The sequence below is a fragment of the Agrococcus sp. UYP33 genome (assembly GCF_054060915.1).
This window is the reverse complement of the sequence record NZ_JBSSDR010000001.1, coordinates 1,206,532-1,225,805: the sequence shown is the minus strand read 5'-3', so window position 1 is coordinate 1,225,805 and position 19,274 is coordinate 1,206,532. Positions and strand designations below refer to the sequence as shown.

Genomic DNA, 19,274 nt, shown 5'->3' with positions numbered 1-19,274 from the left:
ATCGGATCACGCCGCAGCTGCAGAGGCGAGCGCCTCGGTCTCGCGGCGCAGCTCGATGGCCTGCGCGAGCGAGTCGTCGACCTCGACATCGTCCCAGCGCACGCTCTCGCCCTGCTTGATGTCGTTCTTGAGCGGCACGTGGTGCGCGAGCGCGACCGGCAGGTAGCCCTCGGCGACCGACGTGCGGGCCGAGACGAGCTTGCCGTAGACCGCGAAGCCGCCCTCGCCGTCGAGCGTGTCGCCTGCGGCCAGGTCCTTCTTGGCGGTCGCGACGACATCCGCCGTGAAGCCGATGGCCGTGCCGGTCGCGACACCGCGCAGCACCGCGTTCGCGATCGAGACGTTGAGCTCGAGCCCGACGTAGTGGTACGGGCGGTAGAGCGCCGCGTACTGCCCGGTCGGGTCCGGGTGCCACGGGTACTCCTGGAAGCACTCGGAGACGTAGTCGTTGGTCGCCTTCACGACCACGAACACGCCCTCCTGGGTGTTGTGGGGGATCCACTCGCCCTCGCGGGTGTAGCTCGACATCACGTCGACGGTGCCCTCGTGCGAGAGCACGCCGCCGACCGACTCCGGGCGGCAGACCGTAGCGATCTCCTCGAGGTTGCCGGGCGTGAAGCTGAGGCCGGCGTCGCCGGGCACGAGGCCCGCAGCGTTCGCGACGGCTGCCATCTCGATGGCGGCCTTCGTGCCGTCGCGGAACGACGTGTGCATGTAGGGGTTGAGCTGCCCGGACTGCTTGAGCTCGTCCGAGAACTCCCAGTGGTCCCACACGTTGTCGGGGTTCATCTGGTTGTAGCCGGGCAGGTACTTCGCGCCCTTGCCGGCGCAGACGACGTCGAAGCCGCTCGTGCGGGCCCAATCGACGAGCTCCCAGATGAGCGCAGGCTGGTCGCCGAACGCCATCGAGTAGACGACGCCGGCCTCCTTCGCACGCTTGGCGAGCGCCGGGCCGGCGAGGGCGTCGGCCTCGACGGTCACCATCATCACGTGCTTGCCGGAGTCGATCGCGGCGAGCGCGTGCTTGATGCCGACGATCGGGTTGCCCGTCGCCTCGACGATCACGTCGATGTCGGTGCGGAAGAGGTCCATCGCGTTCGCGATGACGGCCGTCTTGCCCTCGGACAGGTCGTCGACCGAGTCGACGATCGCGTCCTCCGGCCAGCCGACGCGGGCGAGGGACTCGCGGGCGCGCGCCGTGTTGATGTCGGCGATCGCGAGCACGCGCACGCCCGGGATGTTGCGGGCCTGCGAGAGGTACATCGTCCCGAACCGGCCGGAGCCGATCAGGCCGACGCGGATCGGCTGGCCCTGTGCTTCGCGCTCCTTGAGCAGCTCGTGCAGGTTCATGGTCTCTCTCCTGAGATGTCGGATGCGTGGGGCTCGACGGGTGGTGCCGCACCGCCTGGGTGCCGATGCGGCGGGATGGTGAGGTGGGGTGGCGGGGCCCCGCGGACGGGGCCCCGCCGTGGATCACATGCCGCGGATCTGCTCGACCCAGGTCTGCACCTGGTCGGGGAGGCCCTCGACGACGGGCTGGGTCGCCTCGACCCATGCGTCGCGGTCGGTGATCTCGTGGAACTCGGCACCGGCCTCCTCGAGCTGCGAGCGGTAGTCGGCCATGTTGGTGACGGTGTTGTCGGTGTACTCCTGGCCGACCTCATCCGTGACGTCGAGGATCGCCTGGCGGATGTCCTCCGGGTAGCCCTGCAGCGCCTCGTCCCACATGATGAAGTGGTAGTTGGCGTACATGTGGTCGGTCTCGGCGATGTGCGGCGCGACCTCGTGGATCGAGTTGAAGAGGATCGCGTCGAGCGGGTTCTCCTGGCCGTCGAGCACGCCCGACTCGAGTGCCGAGTAGACCTCGTTGAAGGGCAGCGCCTCGGCGCGAGCGCCGAGCGCGTTCCACGTGTCGAGCATCGTCTGCGCGCTCGGCGTGCGGATCGTGAGGCCCTCGACGTCGCTCAGCTGCGTCACGGGCTCCTTGGTGGTGAGCTCGCGCGGGCCGCGGTACATGTTGCCGAGCAGCGAGTAGCCGGATGCCTCGGTGACGGAGGCCTGGATCTCGTCGCCGAGCTCGCCGCCCCAGACCTCGAAGAACTGCTCCTCGCTGTCGTACAGGAACGGAGCCGTCTCGACGGACGCGAGGTCGGTGTAGGCCTCGACGGAGAGCATCGACTCGATGACGATGTCGACGCTGTCGATCTGCAGGCCGTCGATCATCTCCTCCCAGGTGCCGAGGGTGGAGTCGGAGTGGATCTCGACGGTGACGCGACCGTCGGTCGCCTCCTCGATCCGCTCGGCGAACTGCTCGGCAGCCCACTGGCGCGGGTCGGTGGTGGAGCCGGCGTGGCCGAGCACGAGGGTCATCGTCTCGCCCTCGGCGCCGGTGCCGCCCGAGCTGCTGGGGGCCGAGCCGCCGGTCGAGCAGCCTGCGAGTGCGAGGGCGACGATGCCCGCGCCAGCGAGGAGCTTGGTGGTGCGCATGGTGATTCCTTCCTTGGTGGTTTGGATCGCGGTCACTCGCCGAGCAGCACGGATGGCAGCCAGAGCGAGATCTGCGGGACGTAGGTGATGAGGAGCATGAAGATGAGGCCGGTGAGCAGGAATGGCCACGAGGCTCGGATCGCCGAGATGAACTTGACCTTCGAGATCTCGGCGGAGAGCATCAGCGCGATGCCGACCGGCGGCGTGATGAGGCCGATGCCGAGGTTGACGACGATGATGATGCCGAGGTGCACGGGGTCGACCCCGAGCGACGTCATCACCGGCAGCAGGATCGGCGTGATGATGATCAGCGCAGCGTTCGCCTCGATGAACATGCCCGCGATGAGCAGCATGATGTTGACGAGGATGAGGAGCACCACGAGGTTGTCGGTGAAGCCGAAGATCGCCTCCGCCGCCGCCTGCGGCACGCCGCCGGACGTGAGCGCCCACGAGTAGAGCTGCGCCGCGGCGAGCACGAGCATGATGAGGCCGACCATGAGGCCCGACTCGGCGAGCGCCGTGACGAGCTTCTTCCAGGTGAGCTCCCGGTAGATGAACAGGCCGACGAGCAGTGCGTAGACCACCGCGACCGCGGCCGCCTCCGTGGCGGTGAACCAGCCGAAGCGGATGCCGGCGAGGATGATGAGCGGCAGCAGCAGCGCCGGCAGCGACCCGACGAGCGACGGCAGGAACTTCGGGCGCTCCTCCTTGGGCGTCTTGCCGATGAGCTCGATGTTCGTCGTGTTGGCGACCAGCTCGTCGGTGAAGCCCTGCTTGCGCACCGTCAGGTGCACGGCGACCATCAGCATCGCGATGTAGAGCAGCGCGGGGATGATGCCGGCGAAGAACAGCGCGCCGATGGACGTTCCGGAGACCACGCCGTAGACGATCATCGTGATCGACGGCGGCATGATCGGCGCGACGATCGGCGCGGCGGCCGTGACGGCGGCCGTGTATGCGGCCCGGTAGTTCCGCGCCTTCATCGCGGGGATGAGGATGCGGCCGAGGCTCGAGATGTCGGCGACCGCCGAGCCCGAGATGCCGCCGAAGAACAGTGCGGAGAGCACGTTCGTCTGCGCGAGACCGCCGCGCATCCCACCGACGATCGAGTCGGCGAGGTTGAGCAGTCGCTTCGTGATGCCGCCGGCGTTCATGATGCCGCCCGCGAGGATGAAGAGCGGGATGGCGAGCAGCGCGAACGGCGTGATGCCCGCGACGATGCGCTGGGCGCCGATGGTCAGCGGCGTGTCGGTGACGAGCCAGATGGTGATGATCGACGCGAGCGCGAGCGCGAAGCCGATGGGGACGCGCAGGAGCATCGCTCCCACGAAGTTGCCGAGCAGCAGAGGACCCATGGGTTACACCTCACCCTTCACAAGCGTGTCCTCTTCGGACTGGAACAGGACGCTCGACGGGAGCGGGTCGACCTCAGGGTCGGTGTTGCGGACGAGCTTCCACCACGCCTCGATGGCGAACAGAGCGGAGAACGAGCAGCCCACGGGCACGGCGAGCGAGATGATGCCGAAGGGCAGATCGATGCCCGGCATGTTGCGGCGCATCGCGCTCGGCAGCGCATCGATGCCGTACCAGACGAGCACGGCGAGGGTGAAGAGCACGAGCGCGCTCGCCACCGTCGTCACGGTGACGCGGAGCCAGCGGTGGGCCGGCGCGTACTCCCAGATGTCGAGCACCATGTGGCGTCCCTGACGGACACCGAGGGCGATGGCGAACATCGAGAGCCAGACGAACGCGAGCGACGAGACCTCGACGGTCCAGGATGCGGAGTCACGCGTGACGTAGCGCGAGATCACCTGCCAGGTCACCGCGACGGTGATCACGACCAGGCAGAGCACGCAGAACCATTGGACGATCTTGTCGAGCGTCGACATGATCTGATGGATCAGTCGTGGCATGGGTTTCGCTCCTTTGCGAGTGGTGAGGCGACGGTGCCTGAGACGAGTGAACCGTGGTTGCGTTCTACTGTCAACAGTAGAACGCGCGCGTTATGAAACCGTGACGGACTGCTCGGCGCGGAACTCCGCCTCGAGCTCTCGGCGGAACCGGACGGCCGCGAGCGACCCGTCCGCATCTACGTCGTTCCAGGTGACCGAGCGGTCCTTCGGCACGTCGCGGATGAGCTTCGCGCCGTGCGCGAGGCCGAGCGGGAGCGCCTCCTGCTCGAGCGAGAAGCTGGCGGGGCGGAGCTTGCCGAAGACGGTGAAGCCGCCCTCGCCGTCGAGCGTCTCGCCGGCCTTGAGATCGCGCTTCGCCGTCGTGACGACGTCGCCGCGGAAGCCCGTGGGGGCGCCGGTGGGCTCGCCGCGCAGCACGGCGCTCGCGATCGAGACCCCGAGCTCGAGTCCGATCATGTGGTACGGCCGGTAGAGCGAGCCGTAGCGGCCCGTCTCGTCGGTCTTCACGCCGTACTCGGCGAAGCACTGCACGGCGTAGTCGGTCTTCGCCTCGAAGGTGACGTAGACGCCCCAGCGGATGTCTCGCTCGACCTCGGAGCCGTCGCGGTGGAGGCTCGAGGCGATCTCGACGGTGCCGCGGCGGTCGAGCTCGCCGCCGACCGAGCGCTCGCGGAAGATGCGCGGGAGGTCGTCGACGCCCGCGGGCGGGAAGTGGAGGCCCTCGAGCTGCGGCTCGAGGCCGGTGCCGTTCGCGACGGCGGCCATCTCGATCGCCGACTTCGTGCCGTCGAGGAACGAGTTGAACATCTTCGGGTTGAAGTCGCCCGAGGCGAGCTGCTCGGGGGTGAAGCCGTAGTAGTCCCAGACGGTGTCGGGCGTCGAGTAGTGGTACTCGGGCAGGTACTTCGTGCCCTTGCCGGCGCCGACGACGTCGAAGCCGACCGTGCGGCACCAGTCGACGAGCTCGGAGATGAGCGCGGGCTGGTCGCCGTAGGCCATCGAGTAGACGACGCCGGCGGCGGCAGCGCGGCGCTGCAGGAGCGGGCCGACCATGCAGTCGGCCTCGACGTTGACCATGATCACGTGCTTGCCGTTGTCGATGGCCGCGACCGCGTGATCGGTGCCGACGATCGGGTTGCCGGTGATCTCGAGGATGACCTCGACCGAGGGGTGCTTGATGAGCGCCATCGAGTCGTCGATCACGGCCGTCAGGCCGGTGCGGGCAGCCTCGTCGAGCGAGGTGGCGGCGTAGCGGTCGGCCGACCAGCCGGTACGCGAGAGGGCGTCCTTCGCCTTCGGCACGTTGATGTCGGCGACGCCGACGACGTGGAACTCGGGGGTGACGGATGCCTGCGTCAGGAACATCGACGCGAACTTGCCGGCACCGATGACGCCGACTCGGATGGGGCCGGACTCGGCCGCTCGACGACGCAGTAGCGCGTGGAGGTTCATGACTGCTCCTTTGCAGTGGGCATCTCGTGCTGTTCTACTGTTGACAGTAAAACACCGTTGGCGATCTCGTCAAGTGCGAGCTGTGGAGAGGCCTGACCGAGCGGCTGCAGGGCGGCGTACTCTGCCCCCATGCTCCGGAGGCTCGCAGCAGGCGTCGCGCTCGTCGCGGCGCTCGCCCTCGCGGGCTGCACGCCGCCGGAGCCGACGGAGTCGACGACGCCGGTCGCGACGCCGACTAGCGACGCTGAACTGGTCATGGAGGCGACCCAAGCGTTTGCCGACTTCTACAGCGATGTCGACGAGCAATTCGGGCGGGGCTCTGCCTCGGGACCCGGCCTGGAAGAGCATGCAACTCCGGCGTTCGCCGCCGAGTTCGCCGCCCAGATTCAAGCAACCCTCGACCGGGGCGAAGTCAGTCGCGGAGTACTGGAGGTCACCGCCCTCGAGATCACGGAGCGAAGCCAGAGCGGCCTGACGGCGCACATGTGCACCAGCGCAGAGAACGTTCGCACGACACAAGCGAATGGGGATGTCCGTCAGGGAGAAGGCCTCGACGCCTGGACGGTCACGTTTGAGCGCCGCACGGACGGCCGGCTACTCGTGGCGGTCCTCGACTTGAGTGAGGACGAGAACATATGCGCGTAGTGCAATCAGGCGTTTGCCTTCTAGTGTTTGCCTTCACGTCGCTGATCCAAGCTGCTACTGGTCCTGCTACCTGCACCGAACTAGATGTGATTACCGATCGTTGCGAACTTGACCCGGCCTCGGGGGCCTTGGTGATCGTCGGTTCTAGCAGCGGCGCTGGCACTGGTGGTTCGGGCGCAGGGGCAGGCGCCGGCCCCGCGGCGAAGCCACGTCCGACGCCTTACCAGGAGTGCATGGACGCAGGCACCGACCCAGTGACGTGCGAGCGGATGAACTTCGCCGTCATCGACAATCGCCCTGGTGTCGCGGACGTCGGCCAGCCGATCACCATCAACGACCTCGCGCAGTTCCGGCCGATCGTGGGCGAGCTCGTCGTCGAGCCGGACGGCTGGGGTGTCGTCGGCACGCCGACGAACTTCTACGCCACCGCAGAGACGCACACGATGGACGGCGAGCTGTTCGACGCTCCGATCGAGGTCCGCTGGACTCCCACCTCCTACGTCTTCGACTACGGCGACGGCACGACGGAGACGAGCGACGCATCCGGCGCGGCATGGAGCGGCACCGACGAGTCGTGGACGGAGACCGCGACGAGCCACGCCTACGCGGAGCGCGACGACGTCACCGCATCCCTCACCGTCGTGTTCACCGCCGAGGTCGACGCGGGCGGCGGCTGGTTCGCGGTGCCCGGCACTCTCCCGGTCGAGGCGCCGCCCGTCAGCGTGAAGATCTTCGAGGTCGAGACCGTGCTCACGAACGGCGACTGCATGGCGAGCCCCTCGGCCCCGGGATGCGGGTGACGCGGCTAGAGTCGCCGCATGACGACCTCCTCGCCCGGCTGGGGCATCCTCGCGCCCGGCGGCATCGCCGGAGCATTCGCCCGCGATCTCGCCGTCGGCGGCCACCGCCTCGTCGCGGTCGGCAGCCGTAATCAGGGTCGCGCCCAGGCGTTCGCGACGACGCACGGCGCCCCGACCGCGCACGGCAGCTACGAGGCGCTCGTCGCCGATCCGGACGTCGACATCATCTACGTCGCGTCGCCGCACGGGCTGCACCGCGAGCACGCGCTGCTCGCGATCGAGGCGGGCAAGCACGTCCTGGTCGAGAAGGCGTTCACCACGACCGGCGACGAAGCGCAGGAGGTCGTCGACGCGGCCCGCGCGAAGGGCGTCTTCGTGATGGAGGCGATGTGGACGCGCTTCCTGCCGACGATGGTGGCCGTGCGCGAGCGCATCGCGGCGGGCGAGCTCGGTGAGCTCGTGAGCGTCACCGCCGACCACTCGCAGATGCTCGACCTCTCCCCCGGTGGCCGCATGATCGAGCCGGCGCTCGGCGGCGGCGCGCTCCTCGACCTCGGCGTCTACTGCGTCTCGCTCGCGCACGCGTTCCTCGGCCCGGTGACGCGCGTCCGAGCTGCGGGTGCCGTCGACGCGGCGGGCGTCGACCACCGCGGCTCGGCGATCCTCACGCACGAGGACGGTCGCATGTCGACCGTGACGTTCTCGATGGAGACGCTCGGTTCCAACCGCGGCTCGATCGCCGGCACCGAGGGCGTGATCGAGCTCGACCCCGCGTTCTACGTGTGGACCGGCTTCACGCGGCGCCACGCATCCGGCGACAAGGAGACATTCGTGCCCGAGACCGACGGACGCGGGATGCAGTTCCAAGCCGCAGAGGTCGAGCGCTGCGTCGCGGCAGGGCAGCTCGAGAGCCCGCTCATGCCGCTCGACGAGACGGTCGCCATCATGCGGGTGATGGACGAGATCACCGCGCAGATGCGCGCATCCGCCTGAATTCTCAACGTCGCGGGTGGTTGCTCGGCCGGTATAGCGGCGCGAGCGACCACTGGCGACGTTGAGGATTCGGGTCAGCTCGCGGCTGCCGCGGTCGCTTCGCGCTCCGCGATGCGCGCTCGCACCTCCGGGCGGCGGAGCGGCGGGACGGTCTGCGGCGGCTGGCGCCGGTCCGGTAGGTCGGCGAGCAGGTGCTCGGTGATGTGCGCGATCTCGGCGACCGCGCGCTCGAACGCGTCGCGCGTGCGATCGGTCGGATGCGTGATGCCAGAGACCTTCCGCACGTACTGCCGCGCGGCGGCCTCGATCTCCTCGTCGTTGGCCGCGGGCTGCAGCCCCCGCAGCTCGGTGATGTTCCTGCACATGGCGACCACGGTAGACCGCTGGGCACGACCCGGCCAGACCACGACCGACGAGCGGGGCTCCCGCCGGGGCCGGTAGCCTGGTGGCTGGTGTGCCGGGAAGCCTGGTCGGCGTGCCGCTCGGCGATCCGGCTGCGCGGTGCCGAGAGGAGACCCTCTATGGAAGCCCCCCGCACCCCGATCGGCTCGCGCCGAGCACGCCTCGCCCAGCTGCTGCGGCTCGAGACGACGAGCGGCGTGCTGCTGCTCGTCGCGGCAGCTGCAGCCCTCGTCTGGGCGAACTCGCCCTGGCGCGAGACCTACGCCGACCTCATGGCCACCCGCATCGGACCGGAGGCACTCCACCTCGACCTCTCCGTCGGCGCGTGGGCGGCCGATGGGCTCCTCGCGGTGTTCTTCTACGTCGTCGGCGTGGAGCTCAAGCACGAGATCGTCGCCGGCAGCCTGCGCGATCCGAGGCGGGCGGCCGTGCCGGTGCTCGCCGCCATCGGAGGGATGGCGCTGCCCGCGCTCTTCTTCGCAGCAATCGTGGTGATCGCCGGCGACAGCACCGCGCTCACGGGCTGGGCCATCCCCGCCGCGACCGACATCGCGTTCGCGCTCGCCGTGCTGGCGATCTTCGGCCGCGGGCTGCCCGTCGGCCTGCGGACCTTCCTCCTGACGCTCGCGGTCGTCGACGACCTGCTGGCGATCGTCGTCATCGCCGTCTTCTACACGGCCGGCGTGCAGGCGTTCGCGCTGCTCGGTTCGATCCTCGCCATCACCGCGTTCGGCCTGCTCGTGCGGTCCCGCTTCTCGTCGTGGTGGCTGCTCATCCCGATCGCGCTCGTCGCCTGGTGGCTCATGCACGAGTCGGGTGTGCACGCGACGATCGCCGGTGTGCTGCTCGGCGCCACGGTGCCGGCGCGCGCCGTCTTCGGCGAGCGGGAGCCGCGCACGCATCGCCACGAAGCCGCGGTGCGGCCCTGGGCGACCGCCATCGCCCTGCCCGTCTTCGCGTTCTGCGCGGCGGGCGTGTCCGTGGTCGACAGCGGCGGCTTCGCCGACCTGCTGGCAGACCAGCCCGTCCTGCTCGCGGTCGCCGCCGGCCTCGTCGTGGGGAAGCTGCTGGGCGTGCTGGGCGTCTCGACGCTGGTGGTCCGCTGCACGCCGCTGCGGCTTCCCGACGGCATCGGGATCCGCGACCTCCTGCCCGTCGCGCTGCTCACCGGGATCGGCTTCACGGTGTCGCTCCTCATCGGCGAGCTGTCCTTCGACGACGCCGGCCGCACGGACGCCGCCAAGCTCGGCGTCCTGCTGGGCTCGGGGCTCGCAGCCCTGCTCGCCGCTCCGCTGCTGCGGTGGGATGCTCGCCGCGCGCGGAGCGCCGACGAGAACGAGGACGGCGTGCCCGACGCCCGTCAGGCCCGCATCGGCGGTTGACGAACGCTCGTCGGGACGCCGGTGGTCTCGATACGCGGTCGGCTGCGCCGACTGCTACTCGACCAGCGAGTGATCAGGAGTACGCGGTCGGCTCCGCCGGCTGCTCCTCGACCAGCGGGTGGTCAGGACTCCTTCGTGATCTCCACGCTGACGAAGAGCTGGCTCTTGCCGGCACCGGCGTAGACGCCGCGCAGCGGCGGCACGTCGTTGTAGTCGCGGCCGAGGCCGACCTTGACGTGGCGCTCGCCGATGTCGATGAGGTTCGTCGGGTCCCACGCGTTCCACTCGCCGGTGAACCACTCCACCCACGCGTGCGACTCGCCGCGGATCGTCTCGCCGATCTGCGCGTTCGGCCGCGGGTGGAGGTAGCCCGAGACGTAGCGCGCCGGGATGCCGACGTGCCGCAGCGCGCCGATCGTGATGTGCGCGATGTCCTGGCAGACGCCCTTGCGGTTGGTCCACGCCTCGGCGGCGAGCGTGTGCACGTGCGTCACGCCCGACATGTACTCCATCTCCTCGCCGACCATGCGCGCGATCGCCGCGGCGGCGGCGCCCGGCGTCTCGGACGCATCCCGGATCTCCTGCGCGGCGGCGATGAGGTCGTCGGTCGGGCGCGTGCGGATCGTCTGGCCGAGCTGCTCGACGTACTGCGTGGCCCGCAGCGCGACCTTCTCGAGCTGCTCCCACGACAGGTCGTGGCCGCCGGTGAGGCGCGGGCGCACCTCGACGAGGCTCGTGGCGGTCAGCTGCAACTCGGTGTGCGGCGCGAGCACGTCGAACGAGACGACCTTCGTGCCCCAGTAGTCCTCATAGGTGTTGATCGAGGTGTTGGGGCGGATGTCGAGGTTCGAGTAGATGACGAACTGGCCGTCGGACGTCGACGGCAGCATGCGCGACTCGTTGTACGACGCGACGGCGGGCTGCTCATAGCGGTAGCCGGTGGTGTGACGGATGCGGATGCGGCTCACGATGCCTCCCTGGTCCAGGCGGGCATGTTGTGGGTCGGGAAGTAGCGCTCCCGCACGGCGTGCGACACGTTCGTCGTGGTCGTCTGGACCTTGTCCATCACGACCGGCAGGTCCTCGATGATGTCCTGGATCGGGCGGAACTCGAGCTCCGCCCGGATCTGACCGAGCATCCGCTGGGCGATGTCGACGTAGCCGACCCGCTCCTGCCGCGGCTCGATGTCCTGCAGGCACGCCTCGGCGCTGCGCACCGAGAACAGGATCGAGCGCGGGAAGAGCCGGTCGAGCAGCAGGAACTCAGCCGCGTTCGTGCTCGAGGGCACGCCGCGGTAGGTGCGCAGATAGGCCTCGTAGGCGCCGACCGAGCGCAGGATGGTCGTCCACGACGGGCCGGACGCCTCGGTGAGCGCGCGGGTCGCGAGCAGCCGCGCGACCATGTCGGCGCGCTCGATCGAGCGGCCGAGCGTGAAGAAGCTCCACGCGTCGTCGTGGCTCACCGTCGAGTCGGCCATGCCGCTCGCGAGCGCCGAGCGCTCGCGAACCCAGCCGAACATCTGGTGCACCTGGTCGGGGCTCACGCGCCGCGGCATGTTCGCGTAGGTGGCGTTGAGCACCTCCCACAGCTCGGTCGAGATGATCTCGCGCGCGCGGCGGGCGTTCTCGCGGGCAGCGTTCACGGAGTACGCGATCGACGCCGGCTGCGTGCGGTCGGTCGCGAGCGAGTTCACGACGTCGACGCGCGTGAGCTTGCGCTCCGGCGGCGCATCGTGGCCCATCACGCCGAGCAGTGCGCGGCAGGCGGTGTCCTCGTCGACCGCGACATCCTCGAGCAGCAGCTGGAGGTAGACGTCGAGGATGCGGGCGGTGCCGTCGGCCCGCTCGATGTAGCGGCCGATCCAGAACAGGCTCTCGGCGATGCGGCTGAGCATCATGGCTGCGTGCCTTCCGTGTCGGGCCGGTGCTGTCTCAGTCCGCGATCGGCTCCACCGACCGCTTCCCGACGCGAGGAAGCGGACTGCGACTGGCGCTGCGACTGCCGCTGCCCGCCGCGCGACTGCGACTGCGACTGGCTCTGCTGCTGCTGCTCGCCCTGGCCGCGCGGGGCGTCCTGCGGCGACTGGTCCTGCGGGTGCTCGTGGCCGGCGATGATCGAGATCGGCCGGGTCATCGGCTCACCGGACGCGCCGAACTCGGCGTCGTGGTCGATGAGCGGCAGCTGCTCGCGAGCGCCGGCGATCACCCAGGTGTCCTTCGAGCCGCCTCCCTGCGACGAGTTCACGACCAGCTGGCCCTCGGGCAGCGCGACGCGCGTGAGGCCGCCGGGCAGGACCCAGACATCCTTGCCGTCGTTGACGGCGAACGGGCGGAGGTCGACGTGGCGGGGGCGCATGCCGTCCTCGACGAGCGTCGGGATGGTCGACAGCTGCACGACGGGCTGCGCGATCCAGCCGCGCGGGTCGTCGAGCAGCCGCTGCTTGAGCGCCTCGAGCTCCTCGGGCGTCGCGTCGGGGCCGACGACGAGGCCCTTGCCGCCCGAGCCGTCGACGGGCTTCACGACGAGCTCGTGCAGGCGGTCGATGACCTCCTCGAGCGCGCCCGGATCCTCGAGCCGCCACGTGTCGACGTTCTTGAGGATCGGCTCCTCCGACAGGTAGTAGCGGATGAGCTCCGGCACGTAGGTGTAGACGAGCTTGTCGTCGGCGATGCCGTTGCCGACCGCGTTGGCGATCGTGACGTTGCCGAGCCGCGCGGCGAGCATGAGGCCCGGGCTGCCGAGCATCGAGTCGGCGCGGAACTGCAGCGGGTCGAGGTAGTCGTCGTCGACGCGGCGGTAGATGACGTCGACGCGCGCCGGCCCCTCCGTCGTGCGCATGTAGACGCGGCCGCCGGAGGTGAACAGGTCGCGGCCCTCGACGAGCTCGACGCCCATGAGCCGCGCGAGCAGCGTGTGCTCGAAGTAGGCGGAGTTGTAGACGCCGGGCGTGAGCACGACGACGCGCGGGTCGTCGACGCCGGCGGGCGCTGCGGCGCGCAGCGCATGGAGCAGCTTGTCGCAGTAGTCGCCGACCGGGCGCACGCGCATGGTCGAGAACATCTCGGGCAGCGTCTGCGCGATCACCCGGCGGTTCGAGATGACGTACGAGACGCCGGAGGGCACGCGCACGTTGTCCTCGAGCACGCGCCACTCGCCGTCCTGGTCGCGGATGAGGTCGATCCCGGAGACGTGGATGCGCACGCCGTTCGCGCCGACGACGCCGGCGGCCTGGCGGTGGAAGTGCGTCGACGTGGAGATGAGCTTCGCCGGGACGATGCCGTCCTCGACCGCGCGCTGCGGGCCGTACATGTCGGCGAGGAACGCCTCGAGGGCCCGCACGCGCTGCTGCACGCCTGACTCGACGTGGCGCCAGTCCTCGGCGGTGATGATGCGCGGGATGGCGTCGAGCGGGAACGGCCGCTCCTCGCCCGCGAAGTCGAAGGTGACGCCCTGCGCGAGGTAGGAGGTGGCGAGCGCGTCGGCGCGCGTGCGGAGGTCGTCCTTCGTCAGCTCGGAGAGGGCGTCGTACAGCGGCTTGTACGGGCCGCGCGCGGCGCCCTTGCTCTCGAACATCTCATCCCACGCCGTGCCCTCGCGCTTCCGGGGGTTCGCGAAGGGCTTGTCGTAGTCGTCGAACAGATCGCCCATGTCCGCGAGCCTAGCCGGATCGCTGTTTCCGGCTCGTGTCGGCGGCCCCGGCGGATCCGCGGATCCCCGGGGCCGTCGACCGCACCGTCAGCCGACCTTGCGGCGATACAGGGCGGTTGCGAGCACCGCCGCGACGGCGAGGATGCCGACGCACCAGCCGAGCGCGATCCACAGCTCGGCGCCCACCGGCTGCTGCCCGAGCAGCGCCCGGATGGCGTCGACGATCGACGTGACCGGCTGGTGCTCGGCGAACCAGCGCACCGGGCCGGGCATCGACTCGGTGGGCACGAAGGCCGACGAGACGAACGGCAGCAGGATGAGCGGGTAGGAGAAGGCGCTCGCGCCGTCGACGGTCTTGGCCGCGAGCCCGGCGATGACGGCGATCCAGGTGAGGGCGAGCGTGAAGAGCGTGAGGATGCCGGCGACGCCGAGCCAGGCGAGCACGCCGGCGCCCGAGCGGAAGCCCATGAGCAGCGCGGCGCCGATCACGATCGCGACCGAGACGAGGTTCGCCACGAGCGAGGTGAGCACGTGCGCCCACAGCACCGAGGAGCGCGCGATCGGCATCGACTGGAAGCGCTCGACGATGCCGGCCTGCAGGTCGAGGAACAGCCGGTAGGCGGTGTACGCGATGCCCGAGGCGACGGTGATGAGCAGGATGCCCGGCAGCAGGTAGTCGACGTACGAGGCGCCGCCCACGTCGATCGCGCCGCCGAAGACGAAGACGAACAGCACGAGGAACGCGATCGGCATCACCGCGGTGGTGATGATCGTGTCGGGGCTGCGGAGGATGTGGCGCAGCGAGCGCCCGGTGAGCACGGCGGTGTCGCCGACGGCGTGCGTGGTCATGACGTCTCCTCGGAGGCGGGCGCCGCGGTCGGCGCATCGGTGCCGGCGCGGCCGACGATGGCGAGGAAGACCTCCTCAAGGGTGGGCTGCACCTCGACGACCTCGACGGTCGCCTTGGGCAGCAGCGCGCGGAGCTCGGCGAGCGTGCCGTCGACCGCGATGCGGCCCTCGTGCAGGATCGCGATGCGGTCGGCGAGCTGCTCGGCCTCCTCCAGGTACTGCGTCGTGAGCAGCACCGTCGTGCCCGAGCGCGCGAGCTCGCGCACCGCATCCCACACCTCGTTGCGGGCCTGCGGGTCGAGGCCGGTCGTCGGCTCGTCGAGCACGATGACCGGCGGCGAGCCGATGAGGCTCATCGCGATGTCGAGCCGGCGGCGCATGCCGCCCGAGTAGGTGCCCACCCGGCGGCCGCCCGCCTCGACGAGCGAGAAGCGCGCGAGCAGGGCGTCGGCGATCGTGCCTGGTTCCGGCAGGTGGCGGAGGCGCGCCACGAGCGCGAGGTTCTCGCGGCCGGTGAGGATCTCGTCGACGGCGGCGAACTGCCCGGTGAGGCTGATCGCCTCGCGGACGGCGGCCGCGTCGGTGCGCACGTCGTGGCCCTCGACGGTCGCCGTGCCCGCATCCTGCCGCAGCAGGGTCGCGAGGATGCGCACGAGCGTGGTCTTGCCGGCGCCGTTCGAGCCGAGCAGGGCGACGATCGTGCCCCGCTCGACGTCGAGGTCGACGCCGCGCAGCACCGAGAGCGCCTTGTACGACTTCTCGACGCCGCGGACGCGGATGACCGGCTCCGCGATCGCGGTGCTCATTGCTCCCCCTCGGCGACGGCCTTGGCGATCGAGGCGTTGAGGCGGGCGCGCTCCTTCGAGATCCAGCTGCCCTGCGGGTAGTTGGCGAGGAAGGTCTCGGCGAAGTCGACCGCGTCGTCGCCGAGCAGCTCGTGCATGGGCGTTCGTGCCTCGGCACCCTGCTCGAGCAGCGTCACGAGGTCGTCGAGCATGGTGAGCAGCATCGCGGTGTCGTTGCCCGCGCCCAGGTTCATCACGTACCGCTCGAGCGCTGCACCGCTCGCTCGGTAGGGCTCCGGCAGCGCCTTCACGCGCGCCTTGTACTCGCGGTACTGACGCTTGCCCTCGAAGTCGCCGATGATCTTCTCGAAGATCGACATGGTCACATCCCTCCTGCCGTGGTGGGGCCGCTCCGGCCCTCTGCGCGCAGGGACTCGAGGCGCTCCGAGAGGAACCCCCAGTTCGCCCAGAACTCCTCCAGGTACTCGCCGCCCTGCGCGTTCAGCGAGTAGACCTTGCGCGGAGGGCCCTTCTCCGAGGGCACCTTCTCGACGTCGACGAGGCCGCGCTGCTCCACCCGCACCAGGAGGGCGTAGATCGTGCCCTCCGCGATGTCGCTGAAGCCCTCATCCCGGAGGCGAGCGGTGATCTCGTACCCGTAGGCGGGGCCGCCGCCGAGGATCGCGAGCACCAGGCCCTCGAGGATGCCCTTTAGCATCTCCGTCACCTGTCTGGGCATCTCGTCCTCCGTCCCGATGAGCACCGGTCGCATGCGCCTTGCTGACTACTCAGTGTCACTGACTACTGGTACATAGTATCGCTGAGTACCGGTTGCGCAACCCCTTCGTGCGACGGATCTGCCGACGGTCGCGGGGTGACACCGTCGGCGGCCCGGTGCACGCTGTCGGCATGGATGCGATCACCCGACTCCGACCGGACGGCCTCGTCCGCTCCCCCGCCTTCAGCCACGTCGCGATCGTCCCGCCGGGCGCGACCACGATCTACGTCGGCGGCCAGAACGGCGTCGACGAGACCGGCGCGCTCGTCTCGGACGACGCCGCCGCGCAGTCGGCGCGCGCCGTCGACAACGCCGCCCTGGCGCTCGCCGCGGTCGGCGCGACGCTCGCCGACGTCGTGCAGTGGACGGTGCTGCTCGCCGAGGGCGCCGACATCGCCGCCGCCTACGGCGCCGTGGCGCAGAAGCTCGCCGGCGACGGCGAGCCGGCGCTCGTGACCGCGGCGATCGTCTCGGCGCTCGGCGTACCCGGCGCGCTCGTGGAGGTGAGCGCGGTCGCCGCCCTCATGCCCGCCTGAATCTCAACGTCGCGGGTGGTAGCGCGAGCGGCATATCGCCTCGTGCGACCACCCGCGACGTCGAGAACCGGGCTCGGGTCAGGTCGAGGGCGCGCGACCGCGGGACTGCTTGAGGCCGAGCATGTACGGGAGGCCCTGGCCGACGGCGCGGAAGGTGCTCCCGAGCCGCGCCGACCACGACGCCCGGGGCACCGGCGGCGGGTCGTCGAGGTCGGCGACGTCGACGAAGAACGCGCGGATCTCGCCGATCCCCTCGAGGTCGGGGGTGATCTCGCGCACGTCGCCCGGCACCGATGCCTCGCCGGTGCGGTACAGGTCCTCCGAGAGCAGCACGTACTCGGGGATCGGCACGGCGTTCTTCAGCAGCCGGTGCGCGAGGATCACGTCGATCCCGACGAGCTTCCTGCGGCCGCGGATGGCCTGGCTCGCGACGTCGCCGACGTGCGCGACGAACTTCAGCTTCAGATCGCGCGCCTGCCGGCATCCGCCGCACGGGCAGAGGTTCGCCACGACGTACTCGCGCTCGTGGTGGAACGCGCGGTGCATCGCGACGGCCGCGCCAAGGATCTCGCCGACCGCGCCGTCGTCGCTGCTGCCCACGCGACGAGAGAGGAACGCGGCGTCGCCCTCGATCTCGACGAGCTCGAAGCCCGGCGCCGCGTCGACCATCCGGTCGAGCATCCGCGCGGTGTTCACCTCGGCGTGCGCCAGTGTCATGCGGTGCGAGCCCATGTAGTCGGTGTAGCCGCCGATGTCGGCGATGAGGAGGGTCGCCCGCTCGGTGGTCACGGCGCTCACGATCCCACCGATGCCCCTGCGCCACAACGGCGGATGTCGCCGTGCCGCGAAGGGGATGTCCCCGCGCGAGCGGTCAGGGCGCGGGCGGCTCCTCGAGCGGCTCGCGGGGCCCGTAGCGGTCAAGCTCGTCGCCGACGTGCGCGAGCGCGGCCTCCGTGCTCGGGGCGTAGCCGAGCACGGCGAGCAGGAACCGCTCGGCGTCGATCGCCCGCAGGCGGAGCGCGCTGCTCGCCCGCACGGTGGCGGTGCGGCGGGTGCGGCGCAGCAGCGCGATCTCGCCGAAGCCGTCGCCCTCGGCGAGGGTCGCGACGACGCGACCGTCGCCGACGACCTCCGCGTGCCCGGACTCGACGACGTAGAACCGGTCACCGATCTCGCCCTCGGTGATCACCGCCTGCCCAGCCGGCACCGCGATCGCCTCGAGCCCGCGGGCGAGCTGCTCGATGGCCGGCAACGGCAGCGGCGCGAGCATCGGCACTCGCTGCAGCAGGTGGATGGCGCCGTCGAGGTCGCCGACCGCGCCGTCGAGCCGGCGGAGGCGGCGCCAGGCGATGAGCGCGAGCACCGGGCACAGCAGGCCGATCGCGATGAGCGCCGCCTCGACCCCGAACCACTGCACGAGCGCCGACGCGAGCAGGGCACCGACCCCGATCGAGACGGCGACGAGGCTCTCGAGGATGCCGAAGACGCGCGCGAGCACCTCGTCGGGCGCCAGTCGGCCGATGAGGGTGAAGCCGGCGACGTCGATGAGGGCGTTGCCGACGCCGATGAAGGCCAGCAGCACGAGCGCGGCAGCCTGCTCGGGGAACACGCCCACGAGGGCGAGCGGCAGTCCCCACAGCGCGACCCCGAGGGCGAACCAGCCACCCAGCCGCCCGGAGCCGACGAGGAACGATGCGGCGACGGAGCCGGCGACCGCGCCGACACCGACGGCTGCCATGAGGGCGCCGGCGCCGGGCTCCCCCGTGCGGAGCAGCTCGATCGCCACGACCACCGAGAACACCGTGAGCGCGCCGCGCGTCAGCGACTGCGCGGCGGCGAGCACGAGGATGAGCTGCAGGTCCGGACGCCCGGCGACCGCGCGGATGCCGTCCGCCGCCTCGCGCAGCAGCCCGGGACCGCGGGGCGCGGCCGCCCGAGGAGCGCCGTCGTAGCGGACGCGGAGCAGCAGCAGCGCCGCCCAGATCGACGCGCCGGCGGCGACCGCGAACACGACCGACACATCGGCGACCGCGAGCAGCACCGTGGCGAGCAGCGGTCCGACGAGCGTGGCGACCGAGTCGAGCATCCCCCGCACGACGTTGGCGCTCGTCAGCTCGTGCCCCGTGCGGCACAGCGTGGGCAGGAGCGCGGAGTGCGCGGGGCGGAAGAGCGTGGCGGCGATGGTCGAGAGCACCGCGAGGGCGTAGACGACGAGCGTCGGTCCGGCCATGGCGACCGTGATGGCGGCGGCGCCCGTCGCGACGCCGCGCGCGGCGGAGACGACGACGAGCACCCGCTCGCGTCGCCCCCGATCGGCGAACGGCGACAGCAGCGGGGCGAGGATCGCCGACGGGACCATGCGGAGGAGGCCCACCAGGCCGACGGCGAGCGCACCGCCGTCGGCGTAGGCGACGATGCCGAGCGCGACCGTGAACGCCCACTCCGCAGTCCACGCGCCGAGGAAGCTCAGCTGCGCGCGACGGAGGTTGGGGTTGCGCCAGTTGCTCGTGAAGGCGGCCGCGGCCAGCGCGAGCCGGCCGCTGCCCCGCGCCTCCGCCATGCGGGCACTCTACGGCCGCACCGGGGACCGCGCTACGGCCGGGC

General features: G+C 70.7%; 20 protein-coding genes. 5 read left to right on the top strand and 15 right to left on the bottom strand.

The annotated features are described in order from the left end of the window. Window positions 1-6: 6 nt before the first annotated feature. From ACVWW9_RS06025 to ACVWW9_RS06005, 5 genes are all read right to left on the bottom strand, one after another. On the bottom strand, window positions 7-1,350 hold the full coding sequence (locus ACVWW9_RS06025; RefSeq protein ID WP_456514772.1) for an NAD(P)H-dependent oxidoreductase: 1,344 nt from the start codon (window positions 1,348-1,350) through the stop codon (window positions 7-9). Window positions 1,351-1,473: 123 nt separating this feature from the next. Further along, the gene (locus ACVWW9_RS06020; RefSeq protein ID WP_354257132.1) at window positions 1,474-2,487 is read right to left on the bottom strand and encodes a TRAP transporter substrate-binding protein; all 1,014 of its coding nucleotides are present in this window, start codon (window positions 2,485-2,487) and stop codon (window positions 1,474-1,476) included. A gap of 32 nt (window positions 2,488-2,519) precedes the next feature. Beyond that, window positions 2,520-3,842: a TRAP transporter large permease gene (locus tag ACVWW9_RS06015; RefSeq protein ID WP_456514771.1), complete on the bottom strand. Its 1,323-nt coding sequence runs from the start codon at window positions 3,840-3,842 to the stop codon at window positions 2,520-2,522. A 3-nt stretch (window positions 3,843-3,845) separates the two neighbouring features. Continuing rightward, on the bottom strand, window positions 3,846-4,400 hold the full coding sequence (locus ACVWW9_RS06010) for a TRAP transporter small permease (protein WP_456514770.1): 555 nt from the start codon (window positions 4,398-4,400) through the stop codon (window positions 3,846-3,848). Between the two features lie 90 nt (window positions 4,401-4,490). Then, entirely contained in the window at window positions 4,491-5,852 is a 1,362-nt protein-coding gene (locus ACVWW9_RS06005; RefSeq protein ID WP_354257141.1) for an NAD(P)H-dependent oxidoreductase, read from the bottom strand. Between the two features lie 129 nt (window positions 5,853-5,981). On the opposite strand from ACVWW9_RS06005, the gene ACVWW9_RS06000 reads away from it, so the two are divergent. The 3 genes from ACVWW9_RS06000 (at window position 5,982) to ACVWW9_RS05990 (ending at window position 8,290) form a co-directional block, all read left to right on the top strand. Further along, complete coding sequence (locus ACVWW9_RS06000) at window positions 5,982-6,497, top strand: hypothetical protein (protein WP_456514769.1); 516 nt, start codon at window positions 5,982-5,984, stop codon at window positions 6,495-6,497. Window positions 6,498-6,730: 233 nt separating this feature from the next. Continuing rightward, a complete protein-coding gene (locus ACVWW9_RS05995; RefSeq protein WP_456514768.1) occupies window positions 6,731-7,297 on the top strand; it encodes a hypothetical protein in 567 nt (188 codons plus the stop codon). An 18-nt stretch (window positions 7,298-7,315) separates the two neighbouring features. Further along, the gene (locus tag ACVWW9_RS05990) at window positions 7,316-8,290 is read left to right on the top strand and encodes a Gfo/Idh/MocA family protein (protein ID WP_456514767.1); all 975 of its coding nucleotides are present in this window, start codon (window positions 7,316-7,318) and stop codon (window positions 8,288-8,290) included. 74 nt (window positions 8,291-8,364) lie between these two features. Here the strand turns inward: ACVWW9_RS05990 and ACVWW9_RS05985 are convergent, their stop codons facing one another. Beyond that, a complete protein-coding gene (locus ACVWW9_RS05985) occupies window positions 8,365-8,655 on the bottom strand; it encodes a DUF2277 domain-containing protein (RefSeq protein WP_456514766.1) in 291 nt (96 codons plus the stop codon). Window positions 8,656-8,811: 156 nt separating this feature from the next. Between ACVWW9_RS05985 and nhaA the strand changes: the two genes are divergently transcribed. Then, window positions 8,812-10,074, top strand: coding sequence for a Na+/H+ antiporter NhaA (nhaA, locus tag ACVWW9_RS05980; protein ID WP_456514765.1), 1,263 nt, complete (start codon window positions 8,812-8,814; stop codon window positions 10,072-10,074). Between the two features lie 122 nt (window positions 10,075-10,196). On the opposite strand, the gene ACVWW9_RS05975 is transcribed toward nhaA, so the two are convergent. From ACVWW9_RS05975 to ACVWW9_RS05945, 7 genes are all read right to left on the bottom strand, one after another. Continuing rightward, complete coding sequence (locus ACVWW9_RS05975; RefSeq protein ID WP_354257159.1) at window positions 10,197-11,042, bottom strand: transglutaminase family protein; 846 nt, start codon at window positions 11,040-11,042, stop codon at window positions 10,197-10,199. Then, window positions 11,039-11,968, bottom strand: coding sequence for an alpha-E domain-containing protein (locus tag ACVWW9_RS05970; protein ID WP_123698465.1), 930 nt, complete (start codon window positions 11,966-11,968; stop codon window positions 11,039-11,041). Before ACVWW9_RS05970 ends, ACVWW9_RS05975 begins: the two co-directional genes overlap by 4 nt. Beyond that, window positions 11,968-13,722: a circularly permuted type 2 ATP-grasp protein gene (locus ACVWW9_RS05965; protein WP_354257162.1), complete on the bottom strand. Its 1,755-nt coding sequence runs from the start codon at window positions 13,720-13,722 to the stop codon at window positions 11,968-11,970. The genes ACVWW9_RS05970 and ACVWW9_RS05965 overlap by 1 nt, the downstream gene beginning before the upstream one ends. Before the next feature lie 87 nt (window positions 13,723-13,809). Further along, entirely contained in the window at window positions 13,810-14,571 is a 762-nt protein-coding gene (locus tag ACVWW9_RS05960; RefSeq protein ID WP_456514764.1) for an ABC transporter permease, read from the bottom strand. Continuing rightward, complete coding sequence (locus ACVWW9_RS05955) at window positions 14,568-15,377, bottom strand: ABC transporter ATP-binding protein (RefSeq protein ID WP_456514763.1); 810 nt, start codon at window positions 15,375-15,377, stop codon at window positions 14,568-14,570. The genes ACVWW9_RS05960 and ACVWW9_RS05955 overlap by 4 nt, the downstream gene beginning before the upstream one ends. Continuing rightward, window positions 15,374-15,736, bottom strand: a complete 363-nt coding sequence (locus ACVWW9_RS05950) for a DUF1048 domain-containing protein (protein WP_456514762.1) — start codon at window positions 15,734-15,736, stop codon at window positions 15,374-15,376. The genes ACVWW9_RS05955 and ACVWW9_RS05950 overlap by 4 nt, the downstream gene beginning before the upstream one ends. Window positions 15,737-15,738: 2 nt before the next feature. Then, a complete protein-coding gene (locus tag ACVWW9_RS05945; RefSeq protein ID WP_354257173.1) occupies window positions 15,739-16,095 on the bottom strand; it encodes a PadR family transcriptional regulator in 357 nt (118 codons plus the stop codon). A 170-nt stretch (window positions 16,096-16,265) separates the two neighbouring features. Between ACVWW9_RS05945 and ACVWW9_RS05940 the strand changes: the two genes are divergently transcribed. After that, window positions 16,266-16,670, top strand: coding sequence for a RidA family protein (locus tag ACVWW9_RS05940; protein ID WP_456514761.1), 405 nt, complete (start codon window positions 16,266-16,268; stop codon window positions 16,668-16,670). 78 nt (window positions 16,671-16,748) lie between these two features. Here ACVWW9_RS05940 and ACVWW9_RS05935 read toward each other — a convergent pair whose 3' ends face one another. Then, window positions 16,749-17,459 carry a DUF2652 domain-containing protein gene (locus ACVWW9_RS05935; protein WP_354257179.1) on the bottom strand — a complete coding sequence of 237 codons (711 nt, stop codon included), beginning with the start codon at window positions 17,457-17,459 and terminating at the stop codon, window positions 16,749-16,751. Window positions 17,460-17,541: 82 nt separating this feature from the next. After that, a complete protein-coding gene (locus tag ACVWW9_RS05930) occupies window positions 17,542-19,230 on the bottom strand; it encodes an MFS transporter (protein ID WP_456514760.1) in 1,689 nt (562 codons plus the stop codon). Window positions 19,231-19,274 lie beyond the last annotated feature (44 nt).